We start from the raw sequence: 18,019 nt of genomic DNA on the forward strand, positions 1-18,019 counted from the left end.
ATGCCATCATTAAATGAGATTTGTTTTTAAAAGTAAAGACAAACTTGGATACCGATTTAATTTTTATTTCTATACTCGCGTTTATATACTAAAATCCTTTTTATTAAAGGATTTTAGTTTTTGTACAAATTAGTTAGCAGGGAAAAGTACTTATTACCTTTAAAAGAAAGGAACAATCATGATGAAAACAGAAAAAGAAAAAATGATAGCAGGAGAAATGTATAATCCTGCAGATTCTGAGTTGGTAAATGATCGTATAAACGCAAGACGTCTAGTGAGAATCTATAATCAAACGACGGAAACAGAAAATGATAAACGTATTGAAATATTAAAAGAATTATTAGGTTCAACGGGAGAAAATGTCTTTATGGAGCCTAATATACGTTTTGATTATGGATATAATACACATGTTGGAGAGAACTTTTTTGCAAATTTTAATTGTACAATCTTAGATGTATGTGAAGTAAGAATCGGAGATAATTGTATGTTGGCACCTGGTGTACAAATCTACACAGCTACTCATCCACTTCATCCAATCGAACGTAATTCAGGAAAAGAATATGCAAAGCCTATTCGTATAGGAGATAATGTATGGATTGGAGGCAGTGCTGTGATAAATCCTGGAGTAACAATAGGAAACAATGCTGTAATCGCATCTGGTGCTGTAGTTACTAAAGATGTTCCTGATAATGTAGTAGTTGGTGGAAACCCTGCAAAAATAATTAAGCAAATAGATTTATAAAATTGTGTAACTTCATAAGAAAGTGCTGCATTTCGTTACATTCAATCCTTTTATGTGATTGATTTCACGTGCGGTTTTGAGCTATATGTGCAATGAAGACTTTTGGAAGATTATATTTTTATAAATGAACTCCAGTTCGATCAATCTTTAATATCAAAGCGAAGTGAAATTTTTCACTTCGCTTTTTTTGTTTTTTATTTAGACTGTTTTCTAAAAGATTGTTGTTTTTAAATAAGTTCGTTGAATAAATATGGTATTCCAAAGTCGAATGGAGCGTAAGTAGCGGGACTCCTACAGGAGCACCGACCACCCAAGAGCGGAATTTAACTTTGCCTATATTCGTGAAAATAGCCTCAATGAAAAAAGAACAGATGAATATAGATGTCCCTCTTGTGTAATGTAATTTATATATATAAAAGTTCTACCTTCAAAGTAGTATCCATCTTTATCAGTAATCACTTTTTTTATGTTATTTGCATTTGATTGCCATTCGGCTAAATGCTTCGATGAACCGTTAGAAAAAGCCATATTTTTTAGTGCAAAACCTAAATCAATCGTCTGTAATTCAACAAAGAAGAAAGTGGGTGACATCTGGTTTTAGTAAACCAACCCTTAACGTTTGTGAGAGGAGAGCTAAAGATCCGAGCTTTTGTGTATTACTAAGACCTGATAGGTGTTCTTAACACTTTTTACTAAATTTTATATAGCTTATTATGTTCATATAATAGTGGACGTTTATAAATCTTTAATAATAGTGCCATACTTATGGTTATTTATTACAATATACATTTTTTGGTTACGAAAAAGAGATATACTAATTATTGCTAAAATAATATATATTTCAAATCGTGAATAAAAGTGATATACTAATTAATATATAATAGTAGAAATTTTTAAAATATAAATAATAGTGATATACTATGATCAGGGTATAATTGATGCAGAAAAGGTGTATGCGACTTTGGCGTTCCCTTACTTGCTGTGACGCCAAATCAGGGAGCACCTACATCCTTTCTGTAAATCTTAGGGGTATAAGGATGGGAAAAATGAGCAACAAACAAACTAGAACAGACGTTATCTTAATTGGTGCCGGAATCATGAGTGCGACTTTGGGAACACTCCTGAAAGAATTAGTACCAGACTGGAACATTACAGTTTTTGAGAAACTCGATAAAGCTGGAGAGGAGAGCTCTAACGAATGGAATAATGCAGGAACAGGGCACTCTGCGTTGTGTGAGCTTAACTATACCGTTGAAAAACAAGACGGCTCTATCGATATTAGTAAAGCTATCAAAATTAACGAACAGTTTCAGGTTTCAAGACAGTTTTGGTCTTATCTAGTAAACCACAATTTAATCAGTAATCCACAGAACTTTATCATGCCATTGCCTCATATGAGTTTAGTTCAAGGAGAGAACAATGTGGAGTTCTTGAAAAAACGTTTTGAAGCGCTTTCGAACAATCATCTATTCGAGGGTATGGAATTCTCTGATGATCCAAAAAAACTGATGGAATGGATTCCGCTTATTATGCAAGAGCGTACTTCAGCTGAACCTATTGCAGCAACAAAAATTGATTCTGGAACGGATGTCAACTTTGGTGCTTTAACACGTATGTTAATCGACCACTTAGAACGCAAAAATGTTGACATTAAATACAATCACAAAGTGGATAATATTAAACGTACTAGCGACGGCTCATGGGAAGTGAAAGTCCATAGTGATAGTGGCAAACTTGAATACCATAATGCAGATTTCGTCTTTATTGGCGGAGGTGGTGGTAGCCTTCATTTATTACAAAAAACTGGTATTCCTGAAAGTAAACATGTTGGTGGATTCCCAGTAAGTGGATTATTCTTAGTATGTAACAATCCAGAGGTTGTAGAGCAGCATCATGCAAAAGTATATGGGAAAGCTGCAGTTGGTGCTCCTCCAATGTCTGTACCACATCTAGATACACGATATATCGACAATAAAAAATCATTACTATTTGGACCGTTCGCTGGTTTCTCACCAAAATTCTTAAAAACGGGTTCAAATATGGACTTAATAGGTTCTGTAAAACCAAACAATGTTTTCACTATGTTAGCGGGAGGAGCGAAAAACCTTTCATTAACAAAATATCTTGTCCAACAACTTATGTTATCAAAAGAACAACGTATCGAAGAGTTGCGTGAGTTTATTCCGACTGCAAAAAGCGAAGATTGGGATATCGTGGTTGCAGGACAACGCGTACAAGTTATTAAAGATACCGTTGCTGGTGGAAAAGGAACACTTCAATTTGGTACGGAAGTAATTAGTTCAGCTGATGGCTCAGTGGCTGCATTGCTTGGAGCCTCACCAGGAGCTTCTACTGCCGTTCATGTTATGTTAGAGGTAATCAAAAAATGTTTCCCACAACAGTTAAAAGAGTGGGAACCGAAAATAAAAGAAATGATCCCTTCTTATGGCGTGTCATTAGTGGAGAGCCCAGATCTATTCCACGAAATCCATTCTTCAACTGCGAAGGCACTAGGTCTTGCTGAAAGCAAGGAGTTACAGACGCAAAGATAAGTAGTCGGATTTTTAAAATATATAATCTACAATTTATGATTTAGAGTTAATATATAATAGTAACGTAGAATACGTATTTTGCTGTTCTATTGAAAAAGGGCTTCTCATTCGTTGGGAATAGCCCTTTTATTTTTTTAGGTAAAAGGTTAGTGATTGATATACCAACCCTATAAAGAAAAGTAATACCAGATTGCTTGAGTGGTGGCTGTAGGCTTGCCTGGCGCATAGCATTTGTAGGATATCAGCTGATCCTCTACTCTATTAGAAGTCTCATCAATTAACTAACGTTTTAACGATTATTTTTATACATCGAATTCATTTAAAAAACAATCTATTAGAAAAAACAAAAAGACAAACCGATTTCTTTTGAAGAAAGGTTTGTCTTTTTAAAATGGTAAGAAAGTGTATCATTTTGGACCTAGACTGTTGTCTAGCTCCAGCGCTCAGCTCCTATAGTACTTCTTCCAACCTTTCTTCGATTAGCCAACGAAGAAAGGCTGAATCGGCTTTATTACCCTAGGCTAGCATAAGACGCATCTTGAAAGAAATCCTGAAAGGTTTCTATAAGTATGTAGCTAATGATCTCAAGGGGGGGAGCCTATGAAGCTAGACAGACTGGCTCTTCATGGTTTCCTTTATCCCGCATCAAGCAACATTAGGTTAGCAAAATTACAAGATGAATCAATGTCACTTAAAGCCCGATTGGTTCAACTAATTCTCAGACGAGTGTGAGCATTAGTTGAACTGTATCTTAGTCAGCGGGCTCTAGTTCATACGGACCTGCACGGGTGGCGTGGAGTGCGCTTTTCTTATTTTCAATCGTTTAAAGGCGGTTTTTAGCCATTTCAGCTGTAGCTGTAAACAAGACATCAGAGGATGAGTTCAGAGCAGTTTCACAAGAGTCCTGTATAACACCTATGATAAAACCAACACCAACAACTTGCATGGCCACATCATTTGGAATGCCAAACAAGCTACAAGCAAGAGGAATAAGTAAAAGTGATCCTCCTGCGACACCTGAAGCACCTGCAGCAGAAATGGCGGATAGTACACTAAGAATAAGAGCTGTAACGATATCGACTTGTATATCAAGTGTATGAACGGCTGCAAGTGTTAATACTGAAATGGTAACCGCTGCACCGGCCATATTTATAGTAGCTCCCAATGGAATAGACACTGAATACGTATCTTTATCCAAACCTAATTTTTTACATAAATTCATATTTACAGGAATATTAGCGGCTGAACTACGAGTAAAGAATGCTGTGATTCCACTTTCTTTTATACAAGTTAAAACAAGTGGATATGGGTTTTTGCGGATAAACACGTATACAATAAGTGGATTAACTACAAAAGCCACAAGTAACATACATCCAATTAATACAGCAAGTAATTTTCCGTATTCAAGTAAAGAAGAAAGTCCGTTTGTAACAATAGAATCAAAAACGAGTCCCATAATACCTAGGGGTGCCAAGCTGATTACCCATTTAACTAATTTAGAAATGGCATCTGAAAAATTAGATAGCATATCTTTAGTAGAGTCAGATGCAGTTTTTAAGGCCAGACCAAGAAGTATGGCCCATGTTAGTATACCGAGATAATTGGCATTTATTATGGCATTGACAGGGTTATCTACGACGTTCATTAGTAATGTTTTTAGTACTTCCACAAGCCCCTCAGGAGGAGTTACATCTTTTGCTCCTTCTACAAGTGATAGGGTTGTTGGGAAGATAAAGCTAGCTATGACCCCAACAAAACCAGCTAGAAATGTACCTAATCCATATAAGATGATAATTGATTTCATATTTGTCTTTTGTCCAGATTTATGTTTAGAAATAGCTGACATAACTATGAATAAGACTAGTATCGGAGCTACTGCCTTTAAAGCGCCGACAAATAATGAACCGAAAATAGTAATCCAACTTGCAGCCTTAGGGATAGTCACTGCTAATATAATCCCCATAATGATGCCTATAAGTATTTGTTTAACAAGGCTCACTTTATTCCATTTTTGAATGATATTTTTCATTATTTCCCTCCGTTGTTGTGATAAAAATATATAGTAGATGAGAGCAGTTCAAGTTACCCTATTCAAACTATGTATTACTATAATATAAGAAAAATTAATATTTTTAAATAATTTTCTAAATATTTAATTATTTAAAAATAGTTATTGAATCTATTAAGTAATGTTTTTACCATGATAGAATGAGAAAAAATAGATACTCGAGGTATAGGTTAAAGTATAGAATTATAATAAACCTGAGTACTACAGATTGATATAGCGTTATTTTTATATGTGGTTCTGAAAAGGTTATAAGTTAAGGATTCATTATTTGTTAATAGGTAACAGTTTTCTTGAAAATGGCAATAATTAAACATCTTTTTATTCTTTATAAAAATAGGATACACTGATAAATAGCTATTAAATTTCTCTCATAAAAAGTTGAAAGGAAAATGAAAGATGAAACGTATATTCCTGATAGTCTTCGTTATATTTATTTTAGGTATATCATGGTCGTCTATTGGAAAGCAGTTTGAACAGGGAAGCGATTCATCTATTATAGCGACAATAAAAAATGAATTCTCATCAATGGTTGAGAATGAAGCCTTCAAGGATAAGTTGCAAGCTTTACTAAACTCCTTTCAAGCTTTGATTGGTAGTATAGAAGATAAATTTAACATGCAAGAGACTACTCCGAAACAAATTGACAAGCCTCAATTAACGGCACCTGCTGATCATATTTTTTCTATTCATAATATTGAAATTGGAGATTCAAAAAATGATGTGATAGCGATGCTAGGAGAGCCGAAGCGAATATCTTACAATGAATATGAAACCAATTGGTTTACCTACCATGAAGATTATCAAAACTTTGTAAATGTGATGTTCAATGAAATGGATAAAGTGGTTGGATTATATACTAACCAGGATTTAATTTCTTCTACAAAAGGAATTAAACTAGGCAGTTCCAAGGAGGTTGTGCTTGAGCAATTAGGTAAGCCTTTAACAACTCTTCGAAAAGGGCTCATACTATATCAGCTACCGATGGATGCAGATTATAATCTCTTTCAAATAGATGATAGTTTTGTGACCGTTTTTTATGATAAGCATGAAAATAACACGGTTACTGCCATTCAAATTATTGAGAGGGGTACAGAGAAGAAAAAAAAGGAGATTTATACAACTGCCACTGACCAACTAAAGGAAGGTTTTGAGTATCAAATGTTTGATCTAACAAATGCGGCTAGGGTAAATCATTCTTTACGAACGTTAACGTGGGATGATCATGTTAAAAATACTGCAAGAAAACATAGTTTGGATATGGCTGAAAATCATTACTTCAATCATACGAACTTACAAGGCCAGTCACCTTTTGATCGAATGGAAGAAGATCATCTTATTTTCACTTTAGCAGGAGAGAATTTAGCACACGGGCAATTTAGTAGTATTTATGCTCATGAAGGCTTAATGAACTCATTAGGTCATCGAGAAAATATTCTAAAGCCGGAATATAAGTACTTAGGTGTTGGTGTGGCATTTAATGCCGAAAACCAACCATATTATACGCAAAATTACTATACGAAATGATAGTAGATGAGGAGGCTATATCAAAAGTGATGCTTTATCACTTTTGATATAGCTTCTACGCTCCATAATGGGCTTATTCATGTAATTGGCTTAATTTATTAAAGAAAGATGGACTTTTTAATCCATATACAATAATCAAAAAAGATCTATTGAGTCAACCTCGTAAAACATGTGACCTTATTTCCTCATCCACATTGCCATTTGTAAGGTAATGACATCATTTACGTTTTGAGGATCGTAGCCTGTATATTCTTTTATTTGTTTAATTCGGTAAATAAGGGAGTTGCGATGAATATACATACCTCTTGAACATTTTTCAATATTGAGATTATAGAAGATAAATTGTTCCAATGTCTCTTGGAGTTTCTCCGATAAATTACCTAGTATTCTAGTAGAGAATTGTTGCCTCGTTCGTTCATCCAATTGATCCAATAGCGCTTTCGTTTCGATTTCAGCAAAAGAAACAAGGGGTAGTTCACTAGTGCTGTGCTTAAGAGCAGAGATAGAATCTGCATATGAGTGCTTAATATTTTCTTGTTCTACAACAGTTAGTCCCATACCAATGCGAATCAAAAGATTTTTAGCTGTTAAAATGCGATAAATATGCTTTAATTTATCTTTAAATATATGTTCAGCAAGGTTAGAAGTTAATATAAACAGACGGTTGACATTTATAAAGCCGATTAGTGCCTGCTGTTCAGTAAAAGAGCTTTCTGCTATTTGTAGTACGTCATTTCTCTTGATTTGCTTTTGTCCTAAATCAATGATGGCTACTTGATAGGGGGCTATTAATTTAAAGTTTAAAAGGTGTAATCTTTTATCAATTGATTCGTACCTTATGCTATTTGATAGCAAATCCTCAAAAATTAATTCTTTTAATCGCTGTTTCCATTCCATTTGTTCGGTTAAAAATGCTTGTTGGATCATCATTTCAGTAATCATTTTGACAAGCTCCCCGAACTCCGTAATTTCTTCAGGATTACCGGTAATGCCAATGACACCAATCGTAATCTTCTGAAATGTTATTGGAAGATTGATACCTGGTTTGGCACCCTCCCATTCACTCATATTATTTTCATGAATAATAAGAGGTTTCCCTGTTCGCAACACTTCAACTGCACCAAAATGTGTATGATGTATCCTTTTAGAATCTCCTGAAGCAATAATGATGCCGTTTTCATTCATGATGTTTATATTTCTATCCAGACGTATCATTGTTTGCGAAACTATTTCATTTGCTAGCTCTTCAGTTAACATACAATTACCCCGATTTTTCGATGTTTTAGTTAAAATAAATAAAAAATTAATAAAATTTGTAATGATTTTTGTATATAATATATAGTGTATTATAACAGTTTGGATATTATAATTAAATAAATTGTTTTGAATAAGGTGGAACTTAATATGAAAATTGTTATTGCACCAGACTCATTCAAAGGAAGCTTGACTGCAATTGAAGTCGCGCATGCAATTGAAAGGGGTCTCAAAAAAGTAGATCAAGATGTTGAGACAGTGTTAGTTCCAGTTGCTGATGGTGGAGAAGGAACTATGGAAAGTTTAGTTGCCGCAACGAATGGTCGAAAGGTACAAGTTATGGTAAAGGGGCCTTTACTAGAGCCTACACAAGCTGAGTATGGCGTGTTAGGTGATGGTGAAACCTGTGTCATCGAAATGGCGAACGCATCGGGTTTAAATTTAGTTGAACCAGATCAATTAAATCCTATGATTACGACAACTTATGGGACAGGTGAATTGATTTTACAAGCGTTAAATGATGGATGTCGAAAGTTCATATTAGCTATAGGTGGAAGCGCTACCAATGATGGCGGAGCAGGGATGCTGCAAGCATTAGGTATGAAACTATTAAATAGTGAAGGGCGATCCATTGGTTTTGGAGGTGGATCACTTCAGCAGCTTATAAAAATTGATGATGAAATGTTTGATGCTCGTATAGCTGAATGTGAATTTCTTATTGCTTCTGATGTGCAAAATCCCTTAATAGGTAAAAATGGCGCATCCTATGTGTTTGGACCGCAAAAGGGAGCAACACCTGAAATGGTTGAAAAACTAGATAATAATCTTACACATTGGGCAAATATGGTGGAAAAAGAGACTAATATACGATTGCACGATTTGCCAGGGGCTGGAGCTGCAGGTGGAATTGGAGGAGCTTTTCAAGCTTTTTTTCCATCAAAAACAAAAAGAGGAATTGATATTGTCGTAGAGTATACGAAATTGCGAGATAAACTAATCGGTGCTGATTGTGTTTTTACCGGAGAAGGGCAAATAGATTTTCAAACAGCTTCTGGGAAAACACCAATGGGGGTAGCGCAAGAGGCTCAAAAATTTGAGATACCAGTATTTGTTTTAGCTGGATCGATTGGACAAGGTATTGATGTGCTCTATGATTATGGGATAACAAGTATTCATAGTATAGTCAATGCGCCAATGTCACTTCAAACAGCTATGAAAAGTGGTGCTGAATTAATTGAACTAGCAGCAGAGCAAGTGTTGCGTACTTATTCCATTTCATACTAAGGAACAAAGATCAAGGGGGAACAAACATGTTATTTGTAGTGTTAATTATAGGGGTATTGTTAATTGTTTTAGCCACAACTACATTTAAAGTGCATCCATTTCTGTCATTATTGCTAGGTACATTATTTGTTGGTTTTGCTTCAGGGATGCCTTTAGATAAAATTGTTGAAAATATCAATGGTGGTTTTGGTAGTATCATGGGTGGTATTGGTCTTGTTATCGTATTTGGTACGATTATCGGGACTATTTTGGAAAAAGCCGGAGCAGCTTATCGTATGGCAGAAGTTGTGTTACGTATTGTGGGGCCGAAAAGACCTCAGTTAGCTATGAGTTTAATTGGTTATATTGTATCTATTCCTGTTTTTTGTGATTCTGGATTTGTTATTTTAAATAGCTTAAGAAAAGCTTTAGGGAAAAGAGCGAAGGTTGCATTAGCTTCTATGTCAGTAGCATTAGCCACTGGATTGTATGCTACACACACTTTAGTGCCACCGACTCCTGGTCCGATTGCTGCAGCAGGAAATATTGGTGCGGATGGTTACTTAGGTACGATTATTTTAATCGGATTGATTGTTGCTATTCCAGCTGTGATAGTAGGTTATATTTGGGCAACTAAAGTCGCAACGAAAATTCAGGTTGAAGATGATGGGGAAGAATTGGATTATGATGAAATTATTAAATCATTTGGGAAGATGCCCTCAACTTTTCAAGCGTTCTTGCCAATTGTTCTTCCAATCGTATTAATTGGAATTGGCTCTATTGCATCCGTAGTGGGGATGGAAGGTAATCTTGCAGCATTCTTAATGTTTTTAGGACAACCTGTTATTGCATTATTAGTCGGTGTTATCGCAGCTCTTCCTCTTTTACCGAAATTTAATGAAGAGACATTAACGAACTGGATAGGTGCTGCCTTATTAGATGCTGCTCCTATATTATTAATTACAGGTGCTGGTGGCGCTTTTGGTACAGTTATTAAAAATACTGGAATTGCTGAAATGATTCAAAGCTGGAATATCGAAGAGATATTTACCGGTGCTTTATTCTTGTTAGTACCATTCTTAATTGCTGCGGCATTGAAAACGGCACAAGGCTCATCAACAGCAGCATTGGTTATTACATCGTCACTTATTGCGCCATTATTGCCGACGCTTGGTATCGAAGGAGCAATTCCACTAGCATTAGTGGTTATGGCTGTTGGTGCAGGTGCAATGACAGTGAGTCATGTTAATGACAGTTTCTTCTGGGTTGTTACTCAATTCAGCGGAATGAAGGTAACAGATGCGTATAAAGCACAAACTATGGCTACTTTATTGCAAGGGATCGTAACGATTATCTTTACTATGATTCTTTGGGTGATTTTAGTTTAATAGATAATATAGATTGTAAAACGTCCGAAAAGTGTTTTCTTTACTTTTCGGACGTTTTTTGATGTTTTATTTCAACTTTAAAAGGGATATTGTAGAAGGATTGAATATGCCTTTTATTATCTTTTGACAATATATTATGGTTTAATTCCTATGATCTCTTCGTATGTTTGAAAGATGAAGGTTTGAAAAATATTTTTTTTGAAATTTTTAACGTGATTGTAGCTTATCGTTACATCAATCATGGCTTTTTCATGATTACCCAACTTTTCATAACATAATGCTCTTATTGCGAATGTCTGATAGCAAAATGAAAGGTCATAAGGATGATGAAGAAAGTCAGGAACTTTCAACTCTTGTAAAATTTCTAATGCTTCCTCGAATCGTCCTAAATGGAATAACGCATACGATTTTTCATGTTGGACATAAACTATATATTCTGGCATTTCTTTTTGGAATGTTTTTTCTTTCGATTGAATGAAGGAGAGAACACCCTTATAATTGTTTTTTAATCGATTCATATAATGGCAATGAACCCAAGCAGCTAAAAGTTGTCCCTGCCGATCTTCTGTAAAATCAACGAATAATTGAAGTTTATTTAAATAATATACCGCAGTACTTTCATCTTGCACCATGATGGCATGAAAGGTCATTATACGGTATAAGTCATCAATACGATAGAACAGTTTTTCTTTCTTTGAAAATTCAATCCCTTTTTGTAAATATTTCATTGATTCCTCGATGTCATCAAGCGCTAAAAACATAATCGTAAAGTAATAATGCAAATCTAGAGTAGAGACGTGATCGACAAGATGTTTCTGATTCATTGCTACTGTTTCAGCTTCTTGTAGGATGGCTAAAGCTTCCTCATACTGATGCTGACTAAATTTTCGCCAGGTTAAGTGAAGATAGCCGTTTAACATATAATTAATCATATTTAATTCTTGATAATGAGAAATAGCCTGCTTCATTACACTATCATCAGCATTAATATTGAGATGATATGTTACCCTTCCGTACAAATCGAGTAATCTAGCTGATTCATATGTGTTTTGTTTTATGTTTACGATACTTGGTTTAATCAACATAAGGATTGCTTTATATTCTTCGTTATTTGTAGCTTCTGCATACTTCTTTTCAATATCATTTAAGATAGCTCGTAACTCATCGATGTGATCTTCACCGAGTAAGGAATTCGCTTCCACTCCAAGTCTATTAGCGATATAGTGTAAGCTTTCTATCGATGGCTTGGCTTTTCCATTTTCAATCAAGCTGAGCATACCTTTTGATAATTGTTCGCCAGCTAGCTCTGCCAAAGTAAATTGCTTTGCTTTTCGTAATTGCTTTATTCGTTTTCCAATATCATGCATATCTTCACCTCCAAAAACATTCAGATTGTTTAGTTTAATTATATTTAATAAATATATAAGAGTAAAGATTAAAAAATTTAATTAAATTAAACTTTTTGTTGATGGTAAATATTAACTGTGTTACATTTGTTTTAATTAAATAATTCGAGAGAGGGAGCGGTTAAAATTGGATGAAGAACAGAAGAAGAAAAGGGCGACCTATCATCTTTGGACATTTCTTGTAAGTAAAATGATTTCCTCTTTAGGTTCGAATGTATATTCATTTGGGATTAGCTTATATATTTTATCGATTACAGGGTCAGCTCTTAGCTTCGCAGCAAATTTAGTATGTAGTATTATCCCGAGAACAATATTTGCACCTATAGTGGGCTCTTTATCAGATCGAAGTTCAAAAAAAGCAATCGTACTAGCGGGGCAGGCAGGATCTATTATAGCTGTTGGAGGTTTATTATTGTATGCATTCCTATTTGATCTCACACTAACAGCTGTTTATGTTACTACTGCTTTATATTCGATTAGTAGTACGTTTACGGGTGTTGGTTTTTCGTCTTCGGTTGCTAATCTCGTGGACGAAGAGCGAATTCAAAGAGCAACTTCCTTTAATCAATTATCTTTATCAGTAGCAGCAATTGGAGGACCCGTCGTTGGAGGTATGCTGTATGGATTTGTTTCGATAAAAGTCTTTTTAATGATTCATATGTTCGCTTATTTCCTCTCTTTTATTTTGGAATCAACGATGAACTTTCGTTTGTACACAAAACATCAAGATTCAGAGGATAAAGAAGGCATATGGAAAAGTACTATTCAAGGTATTTGGTATATGAAAGGTAAACGAATTGTATCGATGATTTTATGGATGTCCTTATGGCTTAATTTTTTTTTCACTGCAGTCAATGTAGGAAGTTCGTTTATTTTAGTAGAACTATTGAAGGTTGAAGCCAAGCATGTTGGCATTATTGAAGGAGCAGGAGCAATAGGAATGCTCATAGCTTCTATATACATGTCAGTTCGTAGCACGGTTAGCAATCCCATTCAATTTTCAAAAAGAGCTATTTTATTAATGTCAACTTTCACAGGTGTTTGTGCACTGCCTTTACTTGTGGATTTTTCATACATGGGGATTGTTTTATTTTACATCCTAATGATGCTTGGGTTTAGTAGTTGTGGAGTACTTACTAATACACCAATTATTGTTTTGCTTCAAAAAGAGGTCGATGAAATGTATCGTGGACGTATTTTTGGACTTCTAGAGACGATGGCAATGGCTATGATGCCGCTTGGAACCATTCTTTTTGGCATTTTATATGATTTTATTCCTGCGGAGTGGCTTCTTATTACTTCGAGTATTTTCCTAATTTCTATTACGCTTTACATGATGCGTGAGAATCAAGATCTCCTGAAAGAAAGAGGTTTGTCACAATAAAATTGAAGTGCTCTTTCCTTTCGTGAATTGTTTCGTATTGTGGACAAAAGGTATCGAGAAGATGACATCTTCTCGATACCTTTTGTTGTTTTAAATGTGAATATCAGTCATATCCAAGTTTAGGAGTTTTGTAAAAGGTTGTTTATGCAAACTTTGCTGCCAATTGACATGCAGGAGATATAAAGTGAATTTACTTGTAACCTACACTTTTAATCAAGTTTTTTATCTACGGTTATTTAAAACAACAATATTTTAAAAAAGGGCATTATAAAAAGTAAGTCTATCGTGAAGAGGAAAATTTTTTATAAATTTTTTCAAAAACAGAAAACGTTTCCAATCTTTGACTTTTCTTGCTTTAACCCTATTCTTTTTCATTTAATGATTCATCTGATGTTAGAATTCCTTACATTTAGTATTGACAATTATGAATTATCTGATAAATTATTAAGATATAAGTATGATGTTAGGTTTTCTAACATGAATTTGATAAAGGAGTGAACAGTAAATGGATGAAATATTTTTAATGAATAGTCTTTGGACAATGGTTTCTGCTATTTTAGTAATTTTTATGATTGCAGGCTTTATACTCTTAGAAGCAGGTTCCACGCGGATGAAAAATGCAGGGCATATTGCAGGTAAAACTGTATTTACCTTTGGCCTTACAATATTGGTGTTCTGGGCTGCAGGTTATGCTTTTATTTTCGGTGAAAATGCTAATTTCTTTGTTGGGTTGTCGGATTTCTTTTATTCAGGGTCCTTAGCTGAAGGGGATGGCCTTGCGAAGACAGTATTTTTTGTTTTCCAATCAGCATTTGCCGGGATTGCTATTACAATTGCTTTAGGTGGATTTGCAGAACGTGCAAAATTTCCTGCTTATGTTATTTTTACGATTTTGTTCGGTTTACTAGTATATCCAGTCATCGCTCATTGGATCTGGGGTGGCGGATGGTTAAGTGAACACGGAAAGCAGGACTTTGCAGGATCAACAGTTGTACATTTAACTGGAGCAATGGGTGCTTTAGCAGCGACTATTTTGTTAAAGCCTCGTATTGGGAAATATAACAAAGATGGTTCTGTTAACAATATTGCTGGTCATAATCAAGTTTATACAGCTTTAGCAGCCTTGATTTTGTGGGTTGGTTGGTTTGGGTTTAATGCTGGAAGTACTGTTTCAGTAGATGGGGCATTTTTTGGATTTGTAGCTTTAAATACAAATCTTGCGGCTGCAGCGGGGGCTGTATCAGCAACCTTTATTTCATGGCTAGTTTTAGGGAAATCTGATATTCCAACGATTTTAAATGGGGCATTAGGAGGACTTGTTGCTATTACTGCATCGTGTGCCTTTGTTAATCCTTGGGCGGCAGTTGTTATTGGTTTAATTGCTGGCGTTCTCGTATTTTATAGTGTGAAATTCTTTGATCGTTTAAAAATTGATGATCCTATCTATGCTTTATCTGTTCATGGTGCTGCTGGGGTATGGGGAACATTATCAACAGGATTCTTTGCTACAAAAGAATTAGCTGAACAGGTTGGAGGTCGACCTGGGTTATTCTACGGTGGTGGATTCGAGCAGTTAGGTGTTCAATTAATGGGTGTTGTAACTTCTGGTGCTTACGCCTTTATCGCTTGTTTTATTATTTTATATATTACAAAGTTAGTCATTGGTGGTCTTCGTGTCTCAGAGGAAGAAGAAATTATGGGCTTAGATATGAGTGAACATGGTAGCTATGGTTACCCAGAACAAATGGTAAAAGATAATAATTCAAAAAATTCTTAATATTCTTTAAAATGAGAGGTAGATTGGATAGCTAGGGTGGAGATACTGATGCTTCTCCTCCTTATTATCTCTCACAAAGGAAGTGTCAAATGAAGAATTCGCATGCATATGAAGAAATAAAACAATGGAAAAATAACGAAATAAAAAAATATTATTCAAGCATAATTGAACTCAATTCATTCCATGATCAGGTGATGAAAAAAGTATTCCAAACGGCTGTTGCTAACTTTAATAGTAAGGAACCACCTAGTTCTTTCGGATGGTTGATAACAGGAAGCGGGGGAAGGTTTGAGCAAGGCTTGATAAGTGACCAAGATCATGGCATTGTTTATAACAATGATTCAGAGGCAAATCAAGCTTATTTTTTACAATTAGGTCAGGAGATATCACGAGGGTTAGACTATGTCGGTTACCCCTATTGTAAGGGAAATGTGATGAGCTCGAATCCGATTTGGTGTCGATCACTGGAGCAATGGAAAGCACAGCTTTATACGTGGATGAAAGAAGAAAATTGGGAATCAATCCGTTATTTGCAAATTTTTCTAGATAGTAGATGTTTGGTTGGTGAAGAGAAATTTTGTAAGGAATTAAAAGAGAGTATTTTTCAATATCGAAGACAACATCCCTCTCTTATTAAAAGATTTGTAGAGAACGTCATGCATATCAAAAAAGCAATGAATCCTTTAGGACAACTTTTAACGAGTAATGTGAATGGACATAAGCAATCATTTGATTTGAAATACGCTGCCTTTCTTCCGTATGTTAATGCCATACGAATTTTGTCTCTTCAAGAAGGTTTATATGAAACATCAACATTGGATCGAATGGAGGAGCTACTTAAAAACGATCATCACAGAGAAATAATAATGAGTGCTAAAGTTGATTTTCAAAGGTTATTAGAAATTCGTTTGAAGAACGTCAATGGAGTAGAATACGAGGACTCACATTTTTTGAAAATGGCTTTATTAGATTCTTCGGAAAAGAAAGAAATCAAACGAATTGTAAAAGGTGGATACAAACTACATGAATACGTTTTACAATATGTAAAGAGGGTAGATTCCTATGGCATTTGAACCAATATCTCAATTAATGAGGGGGATTTCAAATCGATTTTCTCGTAATATCGGGGATGTAGATAATGCTCAGCATCTGGCTTTTCTAAGGCAAATGAATAAAGAACTTAAACAGCAAGAGGTATTATCCATACCACTTAATCAATTAACTCTTGTAGTGGTGGATATGGAAACAACAGGTTTTTTTCCTGAAAAAGGCGACGAAATGATATCTATTGGAGCCGTTAAAATTCGAAATGGAAATCTTCAGAAAGAAGAGACGTTCTACTCACTAGTAAAGGCCAAGCAAAAATTATCGGAAGAAGTAACCGCTTTAACATCGATAACAAATGATGAATTACAAAATGCTTCTGAGGCGGATAAGGTACTTGGGGATTTTTTTCAGTTTATTGGTAAATCGGTTCTTATAGCTCATCACGCTAACCATGAAAGAATTTTTTTTCAACATTATTGTAGACAATTCTTTCATACGACATTTAATCATCGACTATTGGACACATCATTTTTTTATAAGGTCATTAATCCTGAGCTTCAACAAATACGCTTAGAAGAGCTTTGTGAACGACATCATATTGTTAATGAACATCGCCACAATGCTTATTCCGATGCTAAAGCAACAGCGGAAATTTGTTGTATTTACATCGAAAAATTGATGAATGAAGGGAACGCTAACTTAAATGATCTGTATGGAAAACTAGCTAGACTTTGAAGGGACTTCCTTAGACTTATAGAATGAACTGCACCCCAATTGTTAGACACATCTAACAATAGGAGGTGTAGTTTTTTGTATGACAAAATATAGCTCAGAATTTAAATTAAAAGCAGTGTTTGCTTACCTAAATGGAACAACTTCCTTTCAAACAGTAGCTAAGCAATTTCATATTAGTTTAACTCCCCTAAAAAATTGGGTAGCTCAATATAACGTGCATGGAGAAGAAGCTTTTTCTTCTTCATCCTATACAAATGATGATTTGAATCTTAAAATGGATGTACTAAACTATATAAATGAATTTAGAGTAACTCCTAATGAAGCAGCTGCGATTTTTAACATCACATCTCCTTCAACTGTATATAAATGGGTTGAATTGTTTAATAGGAATGGTATTGACGCTCTAAAATCAAAGAAAAAGGGGCGCCCATTCGTGAAAAAAGAGTCAATGAAACCAAACAAATTAGGATCTATTGAAGAACTAGAAGCACGTATTCAACAACTTGAAATGGAAAATGCTTATTTAAAAAAGTTGAATGCCTTAGTTCAAAACAAGGAAAAATCACCAAACAAGACAAAGCACAAGTAGTCTATGAATTAAGGCATCAATTTCAGGTGAAAGCTCTTCTACAACTAGCTGAGATTCCACGAAGCACGTATTATTACTGGGTAAAAAACAGGACTAAACCTGATCCAGATGCTGATTTAAAACAACTCATTCAATCCATTTATGATGAACACGAAGGTCGTTATGGGTACCGTCGTATTCGTGATGAATTAGCTAATCTTGGACATGAAGTAAACCATAAAAAAGTACAAAGAATCATGAAAGCCTTTGGTATAAAATCCTTAGTTCGTATAAAAAAATATCGTTCTTAT

At 34.9% G+C, this 18,019-nt stretch carries 12 protein-coding genes and 1 pseudogene; 10 read left to right on the forward strand and 3 right to left on the reverse strand.

Annotation, left to right across the window (positions count from 1 at the left end):
* The first annotated feature begins 181 nt into the window (after window positions 1-181).
* Window positions 182-742, forward strand: a complete 561-nt coding sequence (locus tag BN349_RS02005) for a sugar O-acetyltransferase (RefSeq protein WP_026089120.1) — start codon at window positions 182-184, stop codon at window positions 740-742.
* 1,046 nt (window positions 743-1,788) lie between these two features.
* On the forward strand, window positions 1,789-3,294 hold the full coding sequence (locus tag BN349_RS02015; RefSeq protein WP_026089122.1) for a malate:quinone oxidoreductase: 1,506 nt from the start codon (window positions 1,789-1,791) through the stop codon (window positions 3,292-3,294).
* Window positions 3,295-4,117: 823 nt separating this feature from the next.
* Here BN349_RS02015 and sstT read toward each other — a convergent pair.
* On the reverse strand, window positions 4,118-5,323 hold the full coding sequence (gene sstT / locus BN349_RS02025) for a serine/threonine transporter SstT (protein ID WP_019240603.1): 1,206 nt from the start codon (window positions 5,321-5,323) through the stop codon (window positions 4,118-4,120).
* Between the two features lie 435 nt (window positions 5,324-5,758).
* Between sstT and BN349_RS02030 the strand changes: the two genes are divergently transcribed.
* On the forward strand, window positions 5,759-6,886 hold the full coding sequence (locus tag BN349_RS02030; protein ID WP_019240604.1) for a CAP domain-containing protein: 1,128 nt from the start codon (window positions 5,759-5,761) through the stop codon (window positions 6,884-6,886).
* Between the two features lie 177 nt (window positions 6,887-7,063).
* Here the strand turns inward: BN349_RS02030 and BN349_RS02035 are convergent, their stop codons facing one another.
* Complete coding sequence (locus tag BN349_RS02035) at window positions 7,064-8,143, reverse strand: CdaR family transcriptional regulator (protein WP_019240605.1); 1,080 nt, start codon at window positions 8,141-8,143, stop codon at window positions 7,064-7,066.
* Window positions 8,144-8,290: 147 nt separating this feature from the next.
* Between BN349_RS02035 and BN349_RS02040 the strand changes: the two genes are divergently transcribed.
* Window positions 8,291-9,424 carry a glycerate kinase gene (locus BN349_RS02040; protein ID WP_019240606.1) on the forward strand — a complete coding sequence of 378 codons (1,134 nt, stop codon included), beginning with the start codon at window positions 8,291-8,293 and terminating at the stop codon, window positions 9,422-9,424.
* A 26-nt stretch (window positions 9,425-9,450) separates the two neighbouring features.
* The gene (locus tag BN349_RS02045; protein ID WP_019240607.1) at window positions 9,451-10,791 is read left to right on the forward strand and encodes a GntP family permease; all 1,341 of its coding nucleotides are present in this window, start codon (window positions 9,451-9,453) and stop codon (window positions 10,789-10,791) included.
* A gap of 134 nt (window positions 10,792-10,925) precedes the next feature.
* On the opposite strand, the gene BN349_RS02050 is transcribed toward BN349_RS02045, so the two are convergent.
* Window positions 10,926-12,158 (reverse strand): helix-turn-helix domain-containing protein, encoded by a 1,233-nt coding sequence (locus BN349_RS02050; protein ID WP_019240608.1) that lies wholly within the window; start codon window positions 12,156-12,158, stop codon window positions 10,926-10,928.
* 166 nt (window positions 12,159-12,324) lie between these two features.
* On the opposite strand from BN349_RS02050, the gene BN349_RS02055 reads away from it, so the two are divergent.
* From BN349_RS02055 to BN349_RS26210, 5 genes and pseudogenes are all read left to right on the forward strand, one after another.
* On the forward strand, window positions 12,325-13,581 hold the full coding sequence (locus BN349_RS02055) for an MFS transporter (RefSeq protein ID WP_019240609.1): 1,257 nt from the start codon (window positions 12,325-12,327) through the stop codon (window positions 13,579-13,581).
* 505 nt (window positions 13,582-14,086) lie between these two features.
* Entirely contained in the window at window positions 14,087-15,358 is a 1,272-nt protein-coding gene (locus BN349_RS02060; protein WP_019240610.1) for an ammonium transporter, read from the forward strand.
* 89 nt (window positions 15,359-15,447) lie between these two features.
* Window positions 15,448-16,431 carry a DUF294 nucleotidyltransferase-like domain-containing protein gene (locus BN349_RS02065; RefSeq protein ID WP_019240611.1) on the forward strand — a complete coding sequence of 328 codons (984 nt, stop codon included), beginning with the start codon at window positions 15,448-15,450 and terminating at the stop codon, window positions 16,429-16,431.
* On the forward strand, window positions 16,421-17,140 hold the full coding sequence (locus BN349_RS02070) for an exonuclease domain-containing protein (protein ID WP_019240612.1): 720 nt from the start codon (window positions 16,421-16,423) through the stop codon (window positions 17,138-17,140). The genes BN349_RS02065 and BN349_RS02070 overlap by 11 nt, the downstream gene beginning before the upstream one ends.
* Before the next feature lie 79 nt (window positions 17,141-17,219).
* A pseudogene (locus BN349_RS26210) lies at window positions 17,220-18,019 on the forward strand (IS3 family transposase); the annotation flags it as partial.

The sequence above is a fragment of the Bacillus sp. AP8 genome (genome assembly GCF_000321185.1).
Taxonomy (GTDB): Bacteria; Bacillota; Bacilli; order Bacillales; family DSM-1321; genus Bacillus_AD; species Bacillus_AD massilioanorexius.

Excerpts from the sequence above, each read along its gene's own strand:
- BN349_RS02005 (WP_026089120.1), top strand. The coding sequence starts at position 182 with ATGAAAACAGAAAAAGAAAAAATGATAGCAGGAGAAATGTATAATCCT.
- BN349_RS02015 (WP_026089122.1), top strand. The coding sequence starts at position 1,789 with ATGAGCAACAAACAAACTAGAACAGACGTTATCTTAATTGGTGCCGGA.
- sstT (WP_019240603.1), bottom strand. The coding sequence starts at position 5,323 with ATGAAAAATATCATTCAAAAATGGAATAAAGTGAGCCTTGTTAAACAA.
- BN349_RS02030 (WP_019240604.1), top strand. The coding sequence starts at position 5,759 with ATGAAACGTATATTCCTGATAGTCTTCGTTATATTTATTTTAGGTATA.
- BN349_RS02035 (WP_019240605.1), bottom strand. The coding sequence starts at position 8,143 with ATGTTAACTGAAGAGCTAGCAAATGAAATAGTTTCGCAAACAATGATA.
- BN349_RS02040 (WP_019240606.1), top strand. The coding sequence starts at position 8,291 with ATGAAAATTGTTATTGCACCAGACTCATTCAAAGGAAGCTTGACTGCA.
- BN349_RS02045 (WP_019240607.1), top strand. The coding sequence starts at position 9,451 with ATGTTATTTGTAGTGTTAATTATAGGGGTATTGTTAATTGTTTTAGCC.
- BN349_RS02050 (WP_019240608.1), bottom strand. The coding sequence starts at position 12,158 with ATGCATGATATTGGAAAACGAATAAAGCAATTACGAAAAGCAAAGCAA.
- BN349_RS02060 (WP_019240610.1), top strand. The coding sequence starts at position 14,087 with ATGGATGAAATATTTTTAATGAATAGTCTTTGGACAATGGTTTCTGCT.
- BN349_RS02065 (WP_019240611.1), top strand. The coding sequence starts at position 15,448 with ATGAAGAATTCGCATGCATATGAAGAAATAAAACAATGGAAAAATAAC.
- BN349_RS02070 (WP_019240612.1), top strand. The coding sequence starts at position 16,421 with ATGGCATTTGAACCAATATCTCAATTAATGAGGGGGATTTCAAATCGA.